The sequence below is a fragment of the Rhizobium sp. Nf11,1 genome, from assembly GCF_050587665.1.
Classification (GTDB): Bacteria; Pseudomonadota; Alphaproteobacteria; order Rhizobiales; family Rhizobiaceae; genus Rhizobium.
In genome coordinates this window covers 1-22,104 of sequence record NZ_JBOBHU010000011.1, presented here as the reverse complement: position 1 = coordinate 22,104, position 22,104 = coordinate 1, and the positions used below count along the sequence as shown (strand labels likewise).

At 58.7% G+C, this 22,104-nt stretch carries 16 protein-coding genes and 1 pseudogene; 13 read left to right on the top strand and 4 right to left on the bottom strand.

The window, feature by feature from the left end; all coding sequences use genetic code 11:
- Positions 1-81: 81 nt before the first annotated feature.
- The gene (locus tag ACQ7C1_RS17405; RefSeq protein ID WP_430959179.1) at positions 82-3,270 is read right to left on the bottom strand and encodes an adenylate/guanylate cyclase domain-containing protein; all 3,189 of its coding nucleotides are present in this window, start codon (positions 3,268-3,270) and stop codon (positions 82-84) included.
- A gap of 280 nt (positions 3,271-3,550) precedes the next feature.
- Between ACQ7C1_RS17405 and ACQ7C1_RS17400 the strand changes: the two genes are divergently transcribed.
- The 3 genes and pseudogenes from ACQ7C1_RS17400 to ACQ7C1_RS17390 all read left to right on the top strand — a co-directional run.
- A complete protein-coding gene (locus tag ACQ7C1_RS17400; RefSeq protein ID WP_430959178.1) occupies positions 3,551-4,165 on the top strand; it encodes a nuclear transport factor 2 family protein in 615 nt (204 codons plus the stop codon).
- 28 nt (positions 4,166-4,193) lie between these two features.
- Positions 4,194-5,978: a hypothetical protein gene (locus tag ACQ7C1_RS17395; RefSeq protein WP_430959177.1), complete on the top strand. Its 1,785-nt coding sequence runs from the start codon at positions 4,194-4,196 to the stop codon at positions 5,976-5,978.
- A 14-nt stretch (positions 5,979-5,992) separates the two neighbouring features.
- Positions 5,993-6,316 (top strand): annotated as a pseudogene (locus ACQ7C1_RS17390) (MFS transporter); the annotation flags it as partial.
- Positions 6,317-6,523: 207 nt separating this feature from the next.
- Here ACQ7C1_RS17390 and ACQ7C1_RS17385 read toward each other — a convergent pair.
- Entirely contained in the window at positions 6,524-7,591 is a 1,068-nt protein-coding gene (locus tag ACQ7C1_RS17385; RefSeq protein ID WP_430959176.1) for an acyltransferase family protein, read from the bottom strand.
- Between the two features lie 254 nt (positions 7,592-7,845).
- Here ACQ7C1_RS17385 and ACQ7C1_RS17380 point away from each other — a divergent pair, with 254 nt between their 5' ends.
- From ACQ7C1_RS17380 to ligD (ACQ7C1_RS17340), 9 genes are all read left to right on the top strand, one after another.
- Positions 7,846-8,568 (top strand): FadR/GntR family transcriptional regulator, encoded by a 723-nt coding sequence (locus ACQ7C1_RS17380; protein WP_430959319.1) that lies wholly within the window; start codon positions 7,846-7,848, stop codon positions 8,566-8,568.
- Complete coding sequence (locus ACQ7C1_RS17375) at positions 8,565-9,737, top strand: PLP-dependent transferase (RefSeq protein ID WP_430959175.1); 1,173 nt, start codon at positions 8,565-8,567, stop codon at positions 9,735-9,737. Before ACQ7C1_RS17380 ends, ACQ7C1_RS17375 begins: the two co-directional genes overlap by 4 nt.
- A 35-nt stretch (positions 9,738-9,772) precedes the next feature.
- The gene (locus ACQ7C1_RS17370; RefSeq protein WP_430959174.1) at positions 9,773-11,032 is read left to right on the top strand and encodes an ABC transporter substrate-binding protein; all 1,260 of its coding nucleotides are present in this window, start codon (positions 9,773-9,775) and stop codon (positions 11,030-11,032) included.
- Positions 11,033-11,280: 248 nt separating this feature from the next.
- Positions 11,281-12,216 (top strand): carbohydrate ABC transporter permease, encoded by a 936-nt coding sequence (locus ACQ7C1_RS17365; RefSeq protein ID WP_430959173.1) that lies wholly within the window; start codon positions 11,281-11,283, stop codon positions 12,214-12,216.
- Positions 12,217-12,220: 4 nt separating this feature from the next.
- The gene (locus tag ACQ7C1_RS17360) at positions 12,221-13,051 is read left to right on the top strand and encodes a carbohydrate ABC transporter permease (protein ID WP_430959172.1); all 831 of its coding nucleotides are present in this window, start codon (positions 12,221-12,223) and stop codon (positions 13,049-13,051) included.
- Between the two features lie 5 nt (positions 13,052-13,056).
- The gene (locus tag ACQ7C1_RS17355; RefSeq protein WP_430959171.1) at positions 13,057-14,115 is read left to right on the top strand and encodes an ABC transporter ATP-binding protein; all 1,059 of its coding nucleotides are present in this window, start codon (positions 13,057-13,059) and stop codon (positions 14,113-14,115) included.
- 228 nt (positions 14,116-14,343) lie between these two features.
- Positions 14,344-15,243: a Ku protein gene (locus ACQ7C1_RS17350; RefSeq protein ID WP_430959170.1), complete on the top strand. Its 900-nt coding sequence runs from the start codon at positions 14,344-14,346 to the stop codon at positions 15,241-15,243.
- A 12-nt stretch (positions 15,244-15,255) separates the two neighbouring features.
- Complete coding sequence (locus ACQ7C1_RS17345) at positions 15,256-16,074, top strand: Ku protein (RefSeq protein WP_430959169.1); 819 nt, start codon at positions 15,256-15,258, stop codon at positions 16,072-16,074.
- 3 nt (positions 16,075-16,077) lie between these two features.
- The gene (ligD, locus tag ACQ7C1_RS17340) at positions 16,078-17,136 is read left to right on the top strand and encodes a non-homologous end-joining DNA ligase (RefSeq protein ID WP_430959168.1); all 1,059 of its coding nucleotides are present in this window, start codon (positions 16,078-16,080) and stop codon (positions 17,134-17,136) included.
- A 23-nt stretch (positions 17,137-17,159) separates the two neighbouring features.
- Here the strand turns inward: ligD (ACQ7C1_RS17340) and ligD (ACQ7C1_RS17335) are convergent, their stop codons facing one another.
- The gene (gene ligD / locus ACQ7C1_RS17335; protein ID WP_430959167.1) at positions 17,160-19,805 is read right to left on the bottom strand and encodes a DNA ligase D; all 2,646 of its coding nucleotides are present in this window, start codon (positions 19,803-19,805) and stop codon (positions 17,160-17,162) included.
- 250 nt (positions 19,806-20,055) lie between these two features.
- The gene (locus tag ACQ7C1_RS17330) at positions 20,056-20,370 is read right to left on the bottom strand and encodes a DUF982 domain-containing protein (protein ID WP_085781055.1); all 315 of its coding nucleotides are present in this window, start codon (positions 20,368-20,370) and stop codon (positions 20,056-20,058) included.
- 304 nt (positions 20,371-20,674) lie between these two features.
- Between ACQ7C1_RS17330 and pepT the strand changes: the two genes are divergently transcribed.
- Positions 20,675-21,907 carry a peptidase T gene (gene pepT, locus ACQ7C1_RS17325; RefSeq protein ID WP_430959166.1) on the top strand — a complete coding sequence of 411 codons (1,233 nt, stop codon included), beginning with the start codon at positions 20,675-20,677 and terminating at the stop codon, positions 21,905-21,907.
- Positions 21,908-22,104 lie beyond the last annotated feature (197 nt).

Genomic DNA, 22,104 nt, shown 5'->3' with positions numbered 1-22,104 from the left:
AGCTCATGCATGTTGGAAGGCACTACGGCCCCTTGTGTCGTAGTAACGACTTTTGCCGCTCCAGACAAATTGTCTGGACGGTCAGGGAGCTTCTGGGAAATGCGGTTTGGTCTGCTCATTGACATAAACAGAATTCGCAGCCAGCGCTTCTTCTTCCAACTTCGTCAATGTAGCCACGGCGCGGTTTTCCCAGATTCTTGCCCCCTGGTTTCGCGCCAGTTGGACAGCTTGCTGGAGTGCTGCACGCGCGGAAGCTTCGGAGCCGTTGAGATGAAACTCGTTTACTGCTTCTAGGCGTAAGAGTTCCGCCAAGAAATAGCTCTCGCCAGTCGTTCGTGCGACGTCAAGTCCCTCTGCAAGATGGATTCGGGCGTTTGCAAAATCTCCCAGTTCCATCGTCGCAGTCGCAAGCAGGCAGAGGTAACATGTCTTATCGATAAGTTGCTGCCCGAGATTGTCGCAGGTCCGCCGCATCTCTTCGAGGCCACTGCCGTCGTGTTCTGCATACACTGTGACCCAACCTTTGAAGAAAAGACCGATCTTGTGCCACAGTTGAAACCCGTTCTTCTCCGCAAGTGGGATCAGTTCGTCGACCATTGCGCTGACTGCCGTCACGTCCTGTCTCATGGCCATCAAAATGCAGCCGTTGCCGAGGCAGGCCGCAAGATTGTAGCTGGACTGTTGCCGGGCATCTTTTTCCGCCTCAAGGTATAGATGCCGAGCGCTATCGGACTCCCCCAAAATCTGAAGCGTCCAGGAAAGATAGCTCATCGCCATACTCGGAAAATCACTGCCAATTTCCTCGGCGTGGTTCCGGTGTTGTAGCGCTCGCTCGAGGTATTGCTTTGCCTCCTTCAGCTTTCCTAGAGAGAACAGGCACATTCCTTTGAACTGCAAGCCAAGGACAAGCGCTCGACGGTTTTTGTTTGTCTCGCCGAGTGTTATGAGGCGCTCGCTCGCCCATCCGGCGTCTGCGAATTTCGCTGAATTTAGAGCTGTTCCGAAAAGGCCATCAAGCGCGCGGATTCCGGCGTCGATATCTTCGAGCTCTTCGCTGAGGCGCATGACGTGTTCATAGGCGGCACTCCCCTCCGAAGTGACGTATCCGAACGTGGCATACAAGACGTCGCCCCGTTCCAGCTCCAGTTTGAGTTTCCTGCGGTCTGTTTCCTTTGATGCCGGCAATCTTTCAAGACATCGAAGACCGTGCACAAACATGTTTGCAGCTTCAACTTTCGCCCATGTCGAACCCAGCCTCAAACCGGCCTCCAGCCAATAGTCAGCCGCCTGAGCATACTCGCCGGCCCCTTCGTAGTGCTGTGCCAGGAGCTCCGGCGACTGTCTTGCCAGGTTGGGCTCAAACATGAGGATACCCTGAGCTATGGCACGGTGCACTTCTCGCCTCCGCTCGAGCAGGAGGCTGTCGCGTGCGACCTCCTGCAGAAGCGCGTGAGAAAAACTGTACGTGGGCCAGCCGGACGTCGGTTGGTGGATCAAAACTCCCGCGACAACGAGGTCATTGAGTATCGAATGCAGCTGATTGGATGGAGTTGCCGAAACGTGTGCAAGAAGATCGATTTGGAATTCACGGCCTATAACAGCTGCGATTTGAGCTATCCGCTTTCCCTCGCCCATTTTGTCCAGGCGTGACAGGAGCGATGATTGTAGCGAGACCGGTATGTCTGGTGCTGAGCTGCCATTTACGGTCACAAGTGATCGGCAAAGCTCCTCGACATACAGGGGCACGCCCTCAGCCCGACTCACTATGAGATTTGCAGTGGATGTTTCCATGACGGTATCTTGAGCAAGCGCCTGGCAGAGTTCTTGCGTATCGCGGGAGTTAAGGCGCTTTAACGTTATCTTCTTATCCGCCGAGCTGTCTTCGAGGCTAACGCAGGAGGACAGCCGAGAGGTCAGGACAAGATAGATACTGTCCGCAGAGATATTCGATATGATCGCTCTCAAGAGATCTGCCGACGACGGGTCAATCCATTGTTCGTCCTCGATCGTTAGCCAAATGGGAGCCTGGTTTGCGAAGCTACGCAGCAAAGTAAAGAAAAATTCTCTAATTACCTGCTGCTGATCCTGGGACGATAGATCTATCAGGGGATATTCGTTCTGATCCAATCCAAGCAATCTTGCAAGAACCGGGAGCGTTGTCGCGATCGGTACGTCAAGTTTGGATATAAGTTCCCGGAGGGTTGTAACCGTCGGGGAATATCTGAACGCGTCATGACCTTTGATGAGCTCGATGAAGGGCGCGAGCGCGCTGTTGGTAAAAGCGGGCGCGCATTGCAGTGTGATGTAGTTGAAACCCTCAAGCTGCCTTTTGGACTCGTAAATTAGCCGGGATTTTCCGATGCCCGCTTCGCCCGTGACCAGAAGGACGCGTCCTTGGCGGGACGACTTGACATCCTCCGCCAAAGCTTGAATGTCAGCCACCTCGCGGCGTCTCCCGACAAATCTTGCAAGCTGGCCTCTTTTGGCAAACCTGTTTCCGAGACTTTTGGGACGGATGACTTTCCAGGCTCTTACCGCCTTGGCGAAGCCCTTCAATGTCAGCTCGCCGATGTCGGTAAACTCATATGCTCCGGCCGCTGAATCCCGCGTGTTCTGATCGATCAGAATGGTTTGGTGGTCCGCGAGTGCTTCAAGCCTTTGCGCAAGGTTTGGAACCGGCCCGAAAGCCACAGTCGACACTCCCGCCGGAGCTCCTTCGAAGTCTCCGACAACGACCAATCCACTCGCAATGCCGATGCGGACCTGGAGCCTCGACCCATCCGGGGCCTCGATTTGCGGTATCGTTTGGACAAGGCTGATTGCAAGGGATATCGCTCGCTCGGCATCATCCTCTTCAGCGGCCGGATAACCAAAGAGCGCCTGAAGCGCGTCACCAATGTAGTTTGCGACGAAGCCTCCATGCGCGCGGACGAGCGCGCTGCAACGGCGCAAATAGATTTGCGTTAAGCGACTGAAGTCCTCAGGATCCAGTTTGGTGGCATATTCCGTCGATGCCACCATGTCGCAGAACAATATCGTCAGGGGTCTCCGTTCTACCGGGGTGACCTTTCTGGCCTTTATTTCGGGCCCCTCTGTCATACCGGCGATTGCGGAAAGTATCTTTCGCCGCGGCCCGATCGGAATCAGCATTTCTTTCAGATCATCGGCTGATAGTAGCGGGAGGGTCTCGAAATCAATTTCCGCTTCAGAGAAGTTTTTCGCGTATTTCTCGAGACCAAGCTCTTTCAACCATTTTACAACCTCGTCCATCCCGCTTCTCCGCCGGATCGCTCAATGATGTATTGTGACATGTGTTTTCACGAATCGTGCAAGCAAATCATAGGCCTGGCAACGAAACGCCGGACTGCAAGATCAGCAACTTCTTGATTAGTGTTTCAAGATAAAATACAAGCATCAGTGATCATGAAAGGTCGCAATGCACGGTTAATCTCGATATCGCGTGTATAACACTCATGCCGCGTTGATTGTTGCCGACCATTTTGAATGCTTCTTCAATCGTATTTCTGAGTAAAGCTGACAGGAGGGACGGTTGGCTATTCTCCAGGTTACAAAAACGAAGCTCAACAGGATTGTTTTGTTGGCCGCCGCCTCAGCAGCGTTGCTGTGCTCGGGCCCAACGGCTTGGTCACAGTCCGGATGCGCCGATCCTACGCTCAACCGCGACTGGTCGGCTGCTGTTAGCAATCCCGGGCCGGCGGATCGTCAAGCTGCTATGGATCTGATCCATCAGTATTATTGGGCGGTCGATGAACAGAATGCGGCAGCAATTGCCAGGATGTTTACCGCTGACGCGTCCTACGAGGTCTGTAGCGGAGGTGGGTCACTTCAATTGAAGAAAACACTCGGCCCAGAGCAGCTGGCGACATACCTCAAGGGGTTATTCTTTGATCTCCAAAACCGGACGTCCAGAGTTCGCCATTTCGAATCCAACACATTGCTCCATGTGGCGGATCCGAAGATGATCGACAGAATAGAGGTCAAATCGGCAATACTCACCACCATTCAACGATCAGATCTCGAAGTGCCGGCACTCGACTATTCCGCCGTTATGAAGGCGGTCTTGGTGAGGGATGGCGGTGTCTGGAAATTTTCGATGATGACCCTCACTACGGATGAACCTGAGATCATGGCACGTGCGCGTTAGCTTGTTCGGGCGTATGCATCGCGGCCCTATGCTCGTTGTTCTCCTGTTCATGGCTGTGGTTGTTGCACGCAGCGATGCTCGCGGAGAGCTTTATGGCGGGACGTCGGCGTTCGAGCAGTTCTTCGTCGACTTGGTGAACCGCTGGAACGGAGACTTTCTGTGGGCTCCTGCTTCCATGAGCAATAACACAATCACGCGCTTTGGCGACGAGGCTCGCGCTGTATTCGGACAAATTCCGGAAGGAGACTGTGAGAACGACGCACGGACAATTCCCATGCAGGTGGAGGGCAATGTTGTCGATCTTGCACGGAGCAGCCTCGACTCGGAAACGTTCGAATTTCAGTATCGCGATACGCAAGGCACTATCGTCAAAAGAACACGCTTTCTCGCCCAATGTGACAAGCCATCACTTGCGGGAGATGTGTCGTATTGCGGATTGAATTCCAGGTTGAAACGCGTTGTCAAAGGCAATGTCGAATGGCTTTTCCTTTGTCGAAAATCCCAGCCTTCGCTGGAAGTCGAAGCGAGCGCTTATTGGTCGTCTTACAATCCGCAATTCGCTCGCTATGGCGTCATCGGGTTCAACAGACAGACGGGCGAGATCGTCTACTTCGACGGGACAAAGGAAGTACAGCAGTTTGACTGGTCTCGGAAATTTCCTCCACCCGGAGGCAACGGATACGCGGATGCACACACTCGCGCGAGGGCGGAGAAACTATATGATCCGCAGTTTCGAGTGCCTTGCTCTTCGTGCCACGATAACAAGAGCCCATATGCGATCAGCCCTAACATCTCGATGTCGCGAGTTGGCTATGGTGTGTCGAAACACAATCTTCAACGGGACGCCTTCAGTCTTGGGGAGTATCTGCCCCGTCACCCCAGAAGCGAAGATGCGCCGTTCAGAGTCATAGGTACGGGTTACACCGCGACTTACAAACTCGAACTTCAAAGAGCGCGGACGCTGCGAGATCCCTCAGGGATTTGCACAGACTGCCATACGCTAACGACCCAGATAAGCGGACAGCGCTTTGCTTCCGACGCCTTATCTCGCGAACCGTATTCTTCAACGACGCAATGGTCCACGTTATTGGAACTCGAGGCGGAACGCCAAAAGCTGAAACAAATCGATCTGCACCGAACCGATTGGGCAAAGAGCATCGAAGGTGGAATCCATCCTTGGATGCCGCTTGGGTCAACCTTGAACGGAGCAACACAAAGAGAGGTGCCAAATCTTGATCAATGGCGGTCGCTAAGTGACTGCCTCTGGGGCTCGGGCGGTGATCAATGTAACTACCGCCCGCTATATAGCGCGTGCCCTCCACCCGAGGGGCGCGAGGACAGATCTATGGCAACTGACTTAAAGCTCGAGACGGTCGGGACGGTTCATCTTGGTGGAGTGTCCATTTCACGGATTCGGGCTTCCTGGAAATATGCAAATGACTATGGCCAAGTTCCAGGACGCGATGATGTGAGATTCGATGTGACGGTCGCCGAAACCAAGCGGCTGAGCGGGGAGATTGACCATTCAGAAAATCGGCAAACGCAGCGCGAGCATGTTCGATCGCAGCTCGGGTTTGCCGGTTCGGAACGAAAATGGGTCGTCCGAAATCTCTCGTATTTCGGCCATACCGCCTTTTCGGAACCATCACAAACTGCAGGCCCACATGACTACGCACTAGATATTCCAGCGCAATGTGGCCGCACGTATACGATCGGGATCGTTGCAAAACGCTTCTGTTTCGATCAATCCGGAACTGCAACAAGTTCGCGTGACCACACTGCCTCGATTAACGTCGATTGTAAGGCACATTAGCGGATCGACTCGCGCACATTCCGTCGAGCATCGCCCTGATGCTGGCTGCACTTGCGCCAACGCTGTCCTCGCGCTTTTCTTCCTGCTTGTCCGGGCCGCGCTGTCGCAGATGGACGTGCCGGCGCGCTCGTCTTACATGATGGCCGTCGTCAGCGAGGCGGAGCGGGCAGCGGCTGCCAGCTTCACGTTGGTGCCGCAGTCTCGCCGCCTCGGCCAGTCCCGTGCTGGCAGGCGCGCTCCGTGCCCGGCCGCTTCTCATTTGCGGCGCGTTGAAGATTGTCTACGATCTGCTTTTGTTGATGCAATTCCGGCGGTTGAAGCCGCCAGAGGAATGCTGATGTTGCCGCGGCGAGATCTCTGCTCGCCCGCATCGCCTCGGACCGCCGACCGATCAAGGCGATTAGCCACTCCTGGCCGAGGACGGAGAGCGACCATCTCGCCGATGTCGGCATGATATCGGAGGCAGCAGCTGCCTTGCTTGCCACCGGGCCGACGATCGAGCGGCGGGAGGAGATTCTGCGCCACGCTGCTGCACCAGCCTTAGCTCATGCGGTGAACTTGGTCTGCGCCACCTTTTGGCGGCTCCCGGTCCGCCATTTCTGGATAGGCCGTTCGATGAGTTCCCAGCTCAGGGCGGAAAAAGCGATTGTGGGGATCGCGACGACGACCAGCTGGATGATCCCCCGCTTCAGCGGATAATCGAACACCCGCCACATCATCTCCGTTATCAGCCAAAGCATCGGGAAGTGGTAGAGATAACATCCGTAACTGATGCGCCCGAGATAGGCCAAGGGCCGGGCTCCAAGGATGCGACTGAGAATCGGGCTGGTCCCTGATGCCGTTATGGCAATCAGAATTGCCAACGGCAGAAGCGGAAGAATTTGCAGAAGAAAATCGACGACAACCGGCAATTGTGGGCGGCCATCTGTCTCGATGAGTTGCAGGGCACCCCACAATGCTGCCGGCAGGATTGCTGCAATTAGCCGCGTTTGGCTCGGGCGTACCAGCATGGCCGAGAAAAAGAAAATCAAGGCTCCCACGCCCAGTGCATCCAGCGAGAAGGGCGGCCACAAGACCACGTTCTCGGGGTAATAGCCCGTGACATAACAGCCGAGCCAGAATGCAAGCGCAATGGCGATGGCGCCCGAGGCGGCCAGCGTCACCGATCTGTTTGTGCAGTTCAGGACAACCAGCGGCCAAAGGAGATAGAACTGCCATTCGACGGACAGGGTCCAGGTATGTGCAAGCACCCACGGGTTCCAATTCTTGCCCATCGCGAACCAGACGTTCGACAGAAAGGCGAGATGATAAAAAAGCCCATCGCGGAACGTGACGAGGCCTATCGCGGCGAGGGCCAGGACCATGGCGTAGTAGATTGGCAGGAGCCTGAGCGCTCTTCGCGCGTAGAAAACTCGCAGCGCCGCAAAACCGAACCCCTCGGAGTCGCGCAACGCGATCAGGTTGCCGGTGATCAGGAAGGAACTCAAAATGAAGAACGCTCGCACCGCCAGATCGCCGAGTAAGGAGTCTCCATCGACGAAATGCGTATAGAACACACCAAGGATGGCGATAGCCCGGATGCCATCAAGGCCCCTTATTCGCTCCTCCGCCATTTCCCAACCATTCCCTCGACCCCAACGGGGTCATATTCCGACAGACCCTGGCCAGGCGCAAGAGGAAGAAGCTCGGCTTGCAAGGCGATCCCGGCTCTTTACTCGAGTGACGAGAACCATTCCGCTGGTGCAAAAGGGTGTTGTGGAGGGCGGGATTACTCCCACAACATGACTTGACGCCTTCCCATCTTTGCGGAATGCTAAGATGTCAGACCAATTTCACGTCGGGCTGCCTGATAGTAAAAATGGGAACCATGAAGGCAAATCGTAGCGACAGGCCGGTGATCCGGCCGCTTCCCGTCATGGACCGGGCGCGTCAGGTGACCGATGCGCTGGCGGATTATGTGGAGGAAGCGCGGTTGCAGGCGGGTGATCGGCTGCCGGCCGAGCGGGAGCTGATGGCGGCTCTTGCCGTCGGCCGTTCGACCATTCGCGAGGCGATCCGCCACTTTCAGGCGCTCGGCGTCATCGAGACGCGCAAGGGCAGCGGCACCTATCTTTTGAAGCCGGTTTCCAGGGCGACGATCCATATGCCGCTGTCGCTCGACACGGTGCATCTGCGCGACGCGTTGCTGCAGACGCTCGAGGTCCGCCGCGGCATTGAATGCGAGGCGGGCATGGTCGCGGCCCGGCGGCGCACCGAGAAGGACCTTGTCGTCATTGAGGAGAAGCTCAATGAGATGGAGCGGGTGCATCTGGAGAAAGGCACCTCCGGGCCGGAAGATCTCGCCTTCCACCTTGCCGTCTACGACGCCACCCACAATCCGCTGTTTCGCCAGCTGCTCGAGCAGATGCGCGAGACCTTCGAGCGCTTCTGGGAGCATCCGTTCGACCGGCAGGATTTCGCCCGCCGGTCCTTTCCCTTTCACCGCACGCTTTTCAACGCGATCGCCGCCCGCGATGCGGAGGCGGCGCGCGCGGAAACATTGAAAATTCTCGATATCGTCGAGGAAGACATCAAGGAAATGTCCAAATGAGCAACGGCGCAGATCCGTTCGATCTTGCTTCCCTCATCACCGCCCACGACGACGGCAACTTCGCCGATGCCGTCGTGCCGCCGATCTTTCAGACCTCGCTTTTCACCTTTTCCAATTACGACGAGATGATCACCGTCTATCGCGGCGAGAAGGTGCGGCCGACCTATACGCGCGGGCTGAACCCGACGGTGCGCGCCTTTGAGGAAATGCTGGCCAAGCTCGAAGGTGCGGAGGATGCGCTGGGTTTTGCGAGCGGCATGGCGGCGATCTCCTCGGCGGTGCTGAGCTTCGTCGAACCGGGCGACCGCATTGTCGCCGTCCGGCATGTCTATCCCGATGCCTTCCGCCTGTTCGGCACCATCCTGAAGCGGATGAAGATCGAGGTGACCTATGTCGACGGCCGTGACGAGGAAGCCGTCGCGAGGGCGCTGCCCGGCGCCAAGCTCCTCTACCTGGAAAGCCCGACGAGCTGGGTGATGGAGGCGCACGATGTCGGTGCGCTGGCCGCCCTCGCCAAGCGGCACGGCGTCGTCTCGATGATCGACAACAGCTGGGCGAGCCCTTTCTTCCAGCGGCCGCTGACGCTGGGCGTCGATCTCGTCATCCATTCCGCTTCGAAATATCTCGGCGGCCACAGCGATGTGGTGGCGGGCGTCGTCGCCGGCTCGAAGGAAATGATCGCGCGCGTCAAAGCCGAGGCCTATCCCTATCTCGGCGGCAAGCTTTCGCCGTTCGATGCCTGGCTGCTGATCCGCGGCCTGCGGACGCTTCCGCTGCGCATGAAGGCGCATGAGGCATCGGCGCTTGAAATCGCCAGACGCCTGCAGAAGCTCGAGGTGGTGGAGACGGTCTGCCATCCCGGGCTTGCCAACCGTCTGCCCGCGGGGCTCAACGGCACCTCGGGCCTGTTCTCGTTCATCTTCCGCGACGGCGTCGATATCCGCGCTTTCGCCGACCATCTCAAGCTGTTCAAACTGGGTGTAAGCTGGGGTGGGCATGAAAGCCTGATCGTACCAGGCGAGGTCGTGCTTCAGCAGAAGGCACAGCCGAACTCCGCGCAAACCTTCGGCATCCATGCGCGATCCGTACGCCTCCATGTCGGCCTCGAAGGAACCGAGGCTCTGTGGAGGGACATCGAGGAGGCGCTCGCCGCCGCCTCACAATCCTGAAACCCGAGAGAAACCTAACAAGGGGGAACTGAGCCATGAAAAAACTAATAATCTCGACGTTCTTTGCTTCGATGATGGCCGGCACGGCCTTTGCCGATACGACGCTCAAGCTTGTCGAAGTCATCACCAGCCCGGAGCGCACCGAAACGCTGAAATCAATCGTCGGCAAGTTCGAGGCCGCCAATCCCGGCACCAAGGTCGATATCATCTCGCTGCCCTGGAACGAAGCCTTCCAGAAATTCGCGACCATGGTCTCGGCCGGTGATGTGCCCGATGTGATGGAGATGCCCGATACCTGGCTGTCGCTCTATGCCAATAACGGCATGCTCGAAAGCCTCGAGCCCTATCTCGAAAAATGGGAGCACACCAAGGAGCTGACGCCGCGCGCGCTCGAGCTCGGCCGCGACGTCAAGAACACCGCCTACATGCTGCCCTACGGCTTCTATCTGAGGGCGATGTTCTACAACAAAAAGCTGCTTTCGGAGGCTGGTGTCGCAGCGCCGCCGAAGACGCTGGACGAGTTTGCCGCCGCCTCGGAAAAGGTCTCCAAGCTGCCCGGCAAATACGGCTACTGCATGCGCGGCGGCCCGGGCGGCCTCAATGGCTGGATGATCTTCGCCGCCACGATGGCCGGCGACAACAAGTACTTCAAGGAAGACGGTACCTCGACCATGAACAGCCCCGGCTGGGCAAAGGGCATCGAGTGGATGGTCGATCTCTACAAGAAGGGATATGCGCCGAAGGACAGCGTCAACTGGGGCTTCAACGAAGTCGTCGCCGGTTTCTATTCCGGCACCTGCGCCTTCCTCGACCAGGATCCGGATGCGCTGATCGCCATTGCCGAACGCATGAAGAAGGACGATTTCGGCGTCGCGCCGCTGCCGAAGGGCCCTGACGGCAAGTCCTTCCCGACCATCGGTTATGGCGGCTGGTCGATGTTTTCGACGAGCGCCAACAAGGATCTCTCCTGGAAGCTGATCGCCACCCTCGAAGGGCCGGAAGGCAATATCGAGTGGAACAAGCGCATCGGCGCCCTGCCGGCCTATACGGCGGCCGAGAAGGATCCCTTCTATGCCGGTGACCAGTTCAAGGGCTGGTTCGAGGAACTGGCGGATCCGAACACCGTGCCGACCGTGATGCCGACCTATCTGGAAGAGTTCGCCTTCTTCAAGGATTCGCTCGCGATCAAGACCTCGCAACAGGCCTTGCTCGGCGATATCTCGGCGAAGGATCTGGCTGATCAGTGGGCGGATTATCTGACCAAGGCGCAGCAGAAGTTCCTGGCCAAAAAGTAATTGGTGGGCTCTGAGTGCGGAGCCCCCTCATCCGACCCTTCGGGCCACCAACCGGGGTCGAGCCGCTGGTCTCGACCCGTCCTTCGGACCCCCGCTGGGGAGAAGGGAACCGAGAGGTTGCGGCATATTCCCCTTCTCCCCAGCGGGGAGAAGGTGCCGGCAGGCGGATGAGGGGGCCTCGACCTCCTGCTTCAGAAGTATCACCCGGGCGAGACTCCGCTGATCAAGACAATGGAAACCGCAATCCGATGACCATTTCCGCCGATATGCTCGACATGCGTCGCGACCGTAGGCCGTGGCTGCGCCGTCTTGCAGATGCTTCGGAGCCCTATCTCTACAGCGCGCCGTCGCTGATCCTGATCATTGCGGTGATGCTGGTGCCGCTGACGCTCGGGCTGTCCTATGCCTTCCGCGATATTCAGCTGCTCAACCCCTTTTCCGGCGGCTTCATCGGGCTCGAGCATTTTCGCGAGTTGTCGAGCGACGCGGCTTTTTACGGTGCGCTGAGGAACACGCTGTGGTGGACCGGCGCATCCGTCGTCTTGCAATTCATCTTCGGCCTCATTCTGGCCTTGCTGCTCGACAAGCCGTTCCCGGGCCGCGCAATCGCGCAGGCGCTGGTTTTCCTGCCCTGGGCGGTGCCGTCCTTTCTCGCAGGTCTCAACTGGGCCTGGCTGTTCAATCCGGTCATCGGGCCGATCCCGCACTGGCTCTTCGCGCTCGGGCTGATGCATGCGCCGGGCAACATTCTCTCCGATCCCGATCATGCGATGTGGGGGCCGATCGTCGCCAATGTCTGGTGGGGCATTCCGTTTTTTGCCATCACCCTGCTTGCGGCGCTGCAGGCCATCCCGCGCGATCTCTACGAGGCGGCCTCTATCGATGGTGCCGGCTGGTTCCAGCGTTTCCGCTCGATCACCCTGCCGTTTCTCGCGCCGACGATCGCCATCACCGTGCTCTTGCGCACCGTGTGGATCTCCAACTTCGCCGATCTCATCGTCGTCATGACCAATGGCGGGCCGGCCGACCGGACGCAGATCGTCGCGAGCTACATCTTCACCACGGCCTTCAAGCGGCTCGATTTCGGTTACGCCTCGGCGATCGCGCTGGTGCTGCTGGTGCTGCTGCTTGCCTATTCGATGCTGATCATCCTGCTGCGGCAGACGTTGCTGAACAAGGATTGAGGCCATGAAACGATCCCTCATCCCAACGATCGCGCACCGTCTGGCGATCCTCTGCTATATCGCTTTCGCGCTCTTCCCGCTGTTCTGGCTGCTCAAGGTCTCGGTGACGCCGAACGATCTGCTCTATACCGAGGGCGTGCGGATGTGGCCGTCGCGCACCAGCTGGGATCACTATGCCTTCGTGCTGCAGCACAGCGCCTTTCCCACTTTTTTCAAGAATAGCCTGATCGTCTCGGCCTCGACGGCCGTGACGGTGACGATCTGCGCCTCGCTTTCCGGCTATGCGCTGTCGCGCTTCAATTTTCGGGCGAAATACTGGATCGTCGCGCTGATGCTGCTGACTCAGATGTTCCCGCTCGTCATGCTGGTCGCGCCGATCTTCAAGATCCTGTCGCCCTTGCATCTGACCAACAGCCTGACCGGGCTTGTCATCGTCTATACCGCTTTCAACGTGCCCTTCGCCACCTTCCTGATGCAGTCCTTTTTCGACGGTATTCCGAAGGATCTCGAAGAGGCGGCGATGATCGACGGGGCGACGCAGTTCACCGCGTTTCGCCAGATCATCCTGCCGCTGACGCTGCCCGGCATCGCCGCGACGCTCGGCTTCGTCTTTACTGCCGCCTGGAGCGAACTGCTCTTCGCGCTGATGCTGATCAACGGCAACGACGCGGCGACCTTCCCCGTCGGGCTTCTCACCTTCGTTTCGAAATTCTCGGTGGATTTCGGGCAGATGATGGCGGCGGGCGTCATGGCGCTCGTTCCTGCCGGCCTCTTCTTCCTGCTCATCCAGCGTTATCTTGTCCAGGGCCTGACGGCCGGCGCGGTCAAGGGTTAAACAGAATGGCATCGATCGATATCCAGAATATCCGCAAAGCCTATGGCCACGTGCAGGTGCTGCACGGCGTCGACCTCGACATCAGGGATGGCGAATTCGTCGTGCTCGTCGGTCCCTCCGGCTGCGGCAAGTCAACGCTGTTGCGGATGATTGCCGGGCTGGAGGAAGTCACATCAGGTGAGATCCGTATTGCAGGCGCCCGGGTGAACGAACTGCATCCCAAGGACCGCGACATCGCCATGGTGTTCCAGTCCTATGCGCTATATCCGCATATGAATGTCGCCGGCAATATGAGCTACAGTCTGAGGCTGCGGAAAACGGCGAAGGAGAAGATCGCGAGCGCGGTCTCCGCGGCCGCCGCCAAGCTCGGCCTCGACCCGTTGCTTGAACGGCGGCCGAAAGCGCTCTCCGGCGGCCAGCGCCAGCGTGTCGCCATGGGCCGCGCCATCGTCCGCCAGCCGAAAGCGTTCCTGTTCGACGAACCGCTCTCCAACCTCGATGCGCGCCTGCGCGAACAGATGCGTGCCGAAATCAAGAAACTGCACGGCGAGCTGAGGGCGACCTCGATCTACGTCACCCACGACCAGATCGAGGCGATGACGCTGGCGGACCGGATCGTCGCCATGCATGGCGGCGTGGTGCAGCAGGTCGGCAGCCCGCTGGAACTCTATGATCGCCCCGCCAATCTCTTCGTCGCCGGTTTCATCGGCTCGCCCGGAATGAATTTCCTCGAGGCCAGCTATACCGCAGGCGGCGTCAAGCTGAACGATGGAACGATCGTGCCGCTGGCAAAGCCGTTGCCGCTTGCAGACGGCACGAAGGTGACGCTCGGCATTCGGCCGGAGCATGTGCTGATCACGAATGACGGGAGCGGGCTTGCCACCGACGTGGAACTCGTCGAACCCACCGGCTTCGGCATTATCCTCCACCTCGCCCTGCATGGCCTGCCGTTCAAGATCTTCACTCTGGACCGCGAAGCGCTGAAGGCGGGGCCGAAGGTCAATGTCGCCTTCCCGCCCCAATATCTGCATGTGTTCGACGGCGAGGGACAACGCATCGAATGAGCAGTCACGCCAGGGAAATCGGTCCGCAGCGGCTTTATCTCCTGGTTGTTTTCACCTTAAAAGCACTTAGTCAAGAAAAACACCTATCAGATTCAAGGAGATGAAAGAGACTCGGAAAAAGCGTGGGTAATTCTGATTAAGCTATTGAAATTTGATTCGTTTTGACTCGGAACCAATCGTAAACTGATTCGGTTGACTCGCACAGGTTGCGTCAGGAGCGCGAGCGAGATGGTTGCCCCGAGGGCGAATTGGAAGGGTTTTATCAAGTTCGGAGAGGTGGCTTTCCCGGTGGCGCTCTATACCGCCGCCTCCACATCCGAGCGGATCGCGTTTCATACGCTGAACAGGAAGACCGGCAACCGGGTGCGCCGAGAATTCGTGGACGGCGAGACCGGCGATCCGGTCGAGCGCGAGGAGCAGGTCAAGGGTTTTGAGATCGAGGACGGCCGCTATGTCGTGCTCGAGCCCGAGGAAGTCGCGGCCGCCATTCCCGAAAGCGACAAGACGCTGAAGGTGGAGGCCTTTATTCCTTTTGACGAGGTCGATGACGTCTATTTCGACAAACCTTATTATCTGGCTCCCGACAAGATGGGCAGCGACGCTTTCAAACTCCTGAGGGATGGTATGAAGAAAGCCAAGGTCGCGGCCATTGCCCGAACGGTGCTGTTCCGGCGCCTGCGAACGCTCCTCATCCGTCCCCATGGAAAAGGGCTGGTCGGCTCAACCTTGAACTTCGATTATGAGGTTCGCTCCTCCGACAAGGCATTCGAGGAGATGCCGGATCTCAAGATCGAAGGCGAGATGCTGGAGCTTGCCAAGCACATCATCAACACCAAGAAGGGCGAGTTCGACCCGAAGCAGTTCGACGACCGTTATGAAGCGGCCGTCGCCGAACTGGTGAAGGCCAAGATCGAAGGCCGCACCCTTCCGAAGAAAAAGGCGCCGCCGGCTCCCAAACCGAGCGACCTGTTGCAGGCGCTACGCGAAAGCGCCGGCATGGCGACGCCGGCCAAGACGAAGCGCACCGCTGCAAATGCCAATGCCGGAAAGAGCAGGCAGAAGGCCGCGCGCGCGTCGACGACGAAATCACGCGGCCCGGCCGGCGCTCACCAGCGCCGCGCCGGGTGATCGGAGGTTTCCATGGCGATCCGGCCTTACTGGAAAGGCTACCTCAAACTGTCGCTCGTCACCTGTCCGGTGCAGATGATGCCGGCCACTTCCGAAAATGAGAAGGTGCGGTTTCACACGCTCAATCGCGCCACCCAAAACCGCGTCGTCAGCCACTATGTCGATGCCGTCACCGGCAAGGACGTGAAAGATGAAGACGAGGTGAAAGCCTACCAGCGTGGCGAGAACGAATATGTCTTGCTTGAAGACGACGAGTTGGAGAACGTCGCGCTTGAAAGCACCAAGACGATCGATATCGAGGTCTTTACGCCGCGCAACGGCGTCGACTGGATCTGGCTCGACACGCCCTACTATCTTTCACCGGACGATCCGGTCGGCCAGGAGGCGTTCTCGGTGATCCGCGATGCGATGGCCGCCGAGGACATGGTCGGCATCTCGCGACTGGTGATTGCGCGCCGCGAGCGCGCCGTGATGCTGGAGCCACGGGGCAAAGGCATCGTTCTTTGGACCCTGCGTTACGGGGACGAGGTGCGCGACGCGGAGAGCTATTTCGAGCAGGTAGACGATCAGCCGGCGGACAGTGAGATGATGCCGCTGGTCCAGCAGCTGATCAAGAAGCAGACGCAGCACTGGAACCCGAAGATGGTCTCCGACCCGGTGCAGGATAGGCTGCTCGACATCATCGAGGCCAAGAAGAAACAAATGAAGAAGCCCGTCAGAGCAAAATCCAAGGGCAAGGAGAAGGCGGAGCCGGTGCCCAGCAACGTCATCAACATCATGGACGCCCTGCGTAAATCCGTCGATGCGGAGAACCGACCCGACAGGCATTGAGCGATGACCAGACCACGGCGCCCCTCCGCTCCGCTTCTTCGCGAGTCGAATTCCATACAATCACGACCTCTCCGTCGGCGTGATCCCGACCAGCCAAACCTGCCGTTCGATGCGATGCCGTCGAGAGTGGAGCCGTGCCTGGCCTTGCTGAAGCAGACGGTGCCGCAAGGGCCGGATTGGCTTTATGAGGTGAAGTGGGACGGCTACCGATTGGCAATCCACATCGAGCCAAAGGGCATTCGCATCCTCACCCGTGGCGGTCATGACTGGACCCACCGATTTCCGACGATCGCCGCAGGGGTAAGAGAACTCGGCGTATCGACCTGTATTCTCGACGGAGAAGCGGTCGTCCTTGATGACGAGGGTCGGTCCGACTTTGGGGCGTTGCAGCGATCGCTCGGCGGAAGGGGCGGCAAACGAATCTCGACTGAATCCATCTTCTACGCCTTCGATCTATTGTATCTCGACGGTCACGACCTGACGCGCACCGAGCTCTCGGTCCGCCGCCATCTTCTCGAAGATCTGATCCCTGAGACCGACGATGGCGCTATTCGGTTCTCGCAAGACCTGGATCTAGGTGGCGAGGAACTGCTTGAGCACGCATGCCATCGGGGTTTGGAAGGCATCATTGCAAAGCGCAGGGATAGCCCTTACCGCAGTGGTCGTCTGGGGGACTGGCAGAAGATCAAGTGCGTTCAGAGCGAAAGTTTCATGATCGTCGGGTACGAGGAATCCGTCAGCAACCGCGGTGGGCTCGGCAGTCTTTTGCTTGCGGGTCGAAAGGGTCACGAGTGGATCTATGTCGGCTCCGTCGGCACAGGCTTCAACCGAACGGAGGCGGAGTATCTGCGCAAGACGTTGAACCGCCTACAGACAAAAAAACCTGTTGTGCCGCTCAAAGGAAAGCGCCTCGTCTTTTCTCAACCGACACTCATCGCCGAAATCGAGTTTCGCGGCTGGACGCGTGAGGGCAGCCTGCGCCACCCCTCATATAAAGGCCTCCGCGAGATCCAGGATAACGCAGCCGTCTTCGATATGACTGATGCCGCTGCAATCAGATGAGTGCCGCGGGGCGATCAGCCGTGTCAGGCGGCATGCTTGCCGGTGCGGCCGAGCCTCTTGATCGCCTGCTCTAGGGGACGCTGCCCCTCGCAATAATCCTTCCAGGCGGATGACTTCGGTAGCAAAGCAGGCACGGTTCGAATCGTAAACCTTTTAGGATCGAGGTCCGATTTCACCTGCGTCCACGTCAGAGGCATTGACACGGTCGCCCCTGGGCGGGCTCGAGGGGAGAGCGGCGCCACGGCCGTCGCCATGCGATCATTGCGCAGGTAATCGAGGAAAATGCGACCGCCCCGCAGGCTCTTGGTCATCTTGATAAGGTAGAGATCGGGGTTGTTTCGGGCCATCTGCTGGCAGACGTCATGCGCGAAGGCCTTCGCTTCGGGCCATGACAACGGTTTTCGCTTGTTTACTGTAAGCGGGGTCACGACATGCAAGCCCTTGCCGCCCGTCGTCTTGCAGAAGCTGATCAATCCGAGGTCTTCCAGCCGGTCGCGCATCTCGCGGGCAGCGGCAACAACCGTGGAAAAGGGAACATCGGGACCGGGATCAAGATCGAATACCAGGCGGCCAGGAACTTCCGGTTGCCCGGGTTCACAGTTCCACGGATGGAGCTCGACAGCCGCGATTTGGGCGACTGCGGCGAGCCCTTCGATGCGGTCGATCTGGAGGTATGGCTTCTTGTCGCCGAATACCTTGACCAATTCGAGCAGTTTGGATTGCCCCGGCATGGCATGACGCTGGAAGAACTGCTCGCCACCAATCCCATCCGGGGCACGGATGATGGAGCAGGGCCTGCCCTTGAGGTGGTCGATCATCCAGTCGCCGACCGCCTCGTAATAGCGGGCCAATTCTTCCTTTGTTACCGGCTCACCATCCTCGGCATCTGGCCACAATGGCTTGTCCGGGTTCGAAATGAGCACACCCATGACATCGGCCTTCTGACCCTTACGGCGCGTCGATTTTGGTTCGGCCCGGGGAGCCGGTTCCGCAATCTCGGCCTTGGAGGATCTTAGCGGTCGCTCCGCCTCGACTTCTTTGGCCGGCTTATCTTCACGCAAGCCCTTGAAGGCCGCCTGACGGACGAGACCGTCCGCGGTCCAGCCCTCGAATTCGATCTCGGCGACAAGCTCGGGCTTCACCCAGACGACGTCAGCCTGCTTCTTCGGAGCGCCGATACCGGTGAACGGCGACTTCGTCGTCTCCAGCGCCTTCAGTTTCGGAAGCAGTGTTTCGACTTTCTTGGCGCCGTAGCCGGTCCCGACGCGGCCGACATAGACAAAATGATCGTCGCTGAAAACGCCGACGAGAAGGGAACGAAACTTGCCGTTGGTCTTGGCATAGGCGCCGATGACCACCTCGTGGCCCGCCCGGCATTTCGACTTCCCCCAGCTTTCCGTTCGACCGGACTGATAGGGGGCATCTGCCTTCTTCGACACGATGCCTTCCAGCGATAGCTTGCATGCCGACCTGAGCACAGCGTCGCCTCCGCCTGCAAAATGCTCGACGTAGCGGATGCGAGGATCGTTGCCGGCCTCCGCGAGGAGCTCCTGCAGCCGCGTCTTTCGCTCGATCAGAGGTTTGAGGCGGAAATCCTCGCCGCCGTCATAGAGGAGGTCGAAGGCGAAGTAGACGAGGCTGCCGGTCTTGCCTTCCGACAGTGCCGCCTGAAGCGCGGCGAAGTCGGGCGCGCCGTGCTCATCGAGAGCGCAGATTTCACCATCGATTATGCAGTCTTGAAGCGCTGACGCCGCCTCGGCGATTTCGGGGTATTTGGCCGTCCAGTCGAGACCTTTTCTGGTTTTCAGCGTCGCTTCGCCGTCGAGCACACGCATCTGGATGCGGTAGCCATCGAACTTGATCTCGTGGATCCAGTCGTTCCCGCCGGGTGGCCGCTCCAGCTTCTCGCAAAGCTGCGGCGCGATGAAATCCGGAAGATCAACCGCCGTTGCGGTGCTGGCGCGCTTTCCGCCTCTCGCCTCCTGCCGCTCCTCGGCGGCCAGTCCGTGATTGCTGTCCCAGACGGCGTCGGCCTGGATCTTGCCGCCCTCCACCATGAAGGGTTTCGGCTTGCGCCCCTTACCGGCCGCGATCATTTCCATGCTGCGGCCCGAGGCGACCGAGGTGACGTTCTCTTCCAGAATGGCAGCACCGTCTTCCTCCACGGAGAACTCGTCGTGATGCTTGATCAGCAGCCAGTTGGCACGCTTGCTGCGGTTGCGATCGTTGCGCATGCGCACTAGCACGAAGCTGCCGTGCAAGCGCTCGCCCTCGAGCGTGAACTTGAAATCGCCCTTGGCAAGCGCCTGCTCAGGGCTCTTCCGCCCCTCCGGCTCCCAATAACCGCGATCCCACAGCATGACCGTGCCGCCGCCATACTGGCCTTTCGGAATCGTCCCTTCGAAATCGCCATAATCGAGCGGATGGTCCTCGACCTCGACGGCCAGCCGCTTGTCTTGCGGATCGAGCGACGGACCTTTCGTGACAGCCCAGCTCTTGAACACGCCGTCGAGTTCAAGCCGCAGGTCGTAGTGCAGACGTGTCGCATCGTGCTTCTGAATGACAAAGCGGCGGCGGTTGCTCCGTTTGAGGGGCCGCTCGCCGCTGGGCTCAGCAGTCTTCTGAAAGTCGCGTTTTGATCGATAGCTTGATAGCTTGTCGCTGGCCATGGCTGTTCCCGGGCATTCGGTCCTCAAACGAAATATTGGTGATCGTTGTTCCAGCCGCGGCAGCGTTCCCCGTTTGAGTAGGCACGACAGCGACGGTTCTACGGCGAAACAACTACAATTTCAGCTCCGAAGCCCAGACGGCAAAGGAAATCGAGATGCCTTGGGTTTTGACCTGGCGCGGCTCCTCGCGGGGCCGCGCGACAGGTATCTTGAAGTCAGGGTCCCGACGTGAACTGCGCACGCCTGGCCCTTAGCCAAGAGCAGCGACACGCGTGGGTCGCACCGGGCGGCTGGTAGCCTGCACCTGCCAGGGAGCCACGACCGCGGGCATGCCGGCTTCGACGCACGCGGCCATGAAAGCCTCCCGCGCAATCAAAGGGGCAATAACCCGGTTAAGAGCGCCCCGACAGGTCTTGACCGCGCGCTTGTGGCGCTCTCCGTGGCCCAACGGCCATTCGTTTTCCAGGAAATCCAAGGCGTCATAGACGCCCGTAAAAGTTCGTTCCAGGCCGCACTGCAGCCGGACCGTCACTGGACGAGTCCAGAGCACATCGTTCAGCGGCATTTTCTTCTTCCTCCTTTCGATGCCAGCTTGATCCCTTAAAAATATTGGAAATGGCTGCTGGTAGTTCAAGACGGCAGCGATAATCCATTAATGGGTATGCCTACAGGACAAATTCCGCCTGCCGCTGTTGGATGCGAGAGAACGATTGCAACAGCTCCTCGGCTGGACGCGCCCGGGCGAGCCAGATCATCCCCGCTCCTCAGTAGGGGCCGTCGTCATAGAACCATGCGCCGAGCGGAAAATCCTTTTGTCGCTTCGCCCGGAAGGGCTATATCCTCTGGTGATCTCATTGGATTGGATTGAAATGACCGACACTGTTCTCGACCGCTTCCTCCGTTATGTCGTTATCGACACTCAATCCGATCCCTCCTCGTCGACGCAGCCGACCACCGAGAAGCAGAAGGATCTCGGGCGGATTCTGGTCGACGAACTGCTGGAGATCGGGCTTTCCGATGCCCATCTCGATGAACATGGCTATGTCTATGCCACCATTCCGGCTAATAGCGACAAGGCGGTGCCGGTCATCTGTTTCTGCTCGCATATGGACACGGCGCCCGATTTCAGCGGCACGGATGTCAAGCCGCAGATCGTCAGGAATTATGCCGGCGGAGATATCCAGCTTGTTGGCGATTCGAGCCGGGTGATTCGTGTCGCCGAGCATCCGGAGCTGAACAACCAGATCGGCAACGACATCGTCACGACCGATGGAACGACATTACTCGGCGCCGATGATAAGGCGGGACTGGCGGAAATCATGACCGCGGCCGGGGTTCTGGTCGACAATCCCGACATCCGACATGGAACGATCAAGATCCTGTTCACGCCCGACGAGGAAGTCGGACGCGGTGTCAACAAGGTCGACCTGGATAAACTCGGAGCGGACTTCGCCTATACGATGGACGGCGAGACGGCGGGTCACATCGAGGACGAAACCTTCTCGGCCGACGGCGTCGAGATCGGCATAACAGGCGTGGCGATCCATCCGGGCTTCGCCAAGGACCGTATGGAGAACGCTATCAAGATCGCCGGCGCCATCATCGACCGGCTGCCGAAGGATTTGGCGCCGGAGACGACGGAAGGCCGGCAGGGCTTCATCCACCCGGTCGGCGTGACCGGCTCGATGGAAAAGGCGTCGCTGAGCTTCATCATCCGCGACTTCACGGAGGAGGGGCTCGCTGAGAAGGAGGCGATGCTCGAAACTATCGTCAAGCAGGTGATGTCTGCCTATCCAGCCTCGACCTACCATTTCCAGGTGACGGAACAATATCGCAACATGAAGACGGTGCTCGACCGCCATCCGGAGATTGTCGAGAACGCGCTTGAAGCGGTGCGTCGTGCCGGCATGACGCCGGTGCGCGGCAGCATCCGCGGCGGCACGGACGGCTCCCGCCTCTCCTTCATGGGGCTGCCGTGCCCGAACATTTTTGCCGGTGGCCATGCCTTCCACTCGCCGCTCGAATGGGTGAGCCGCCAGGATATGGAAAAGGCGGTCGCAACGATCGTGGAGCTTGCAAAGATCTGGGAAGAGCGCGCCTAAGGCGCACTCAGGCTACCGACAAATGACCCGCGACGTCATCCTCGGCCTTGTGCCGAGGATCTGCGCCGGTCAATTAAGTGACCGAAAATAAATGAATTCCTGTCAAGCAATTGCAGTGATCAGATGCTCGGCGCAAGACTGGTAAGACCGAGCATGACTAGACCTTCTCAACAAACTGAGCGCGCTTAGAGCGCGCT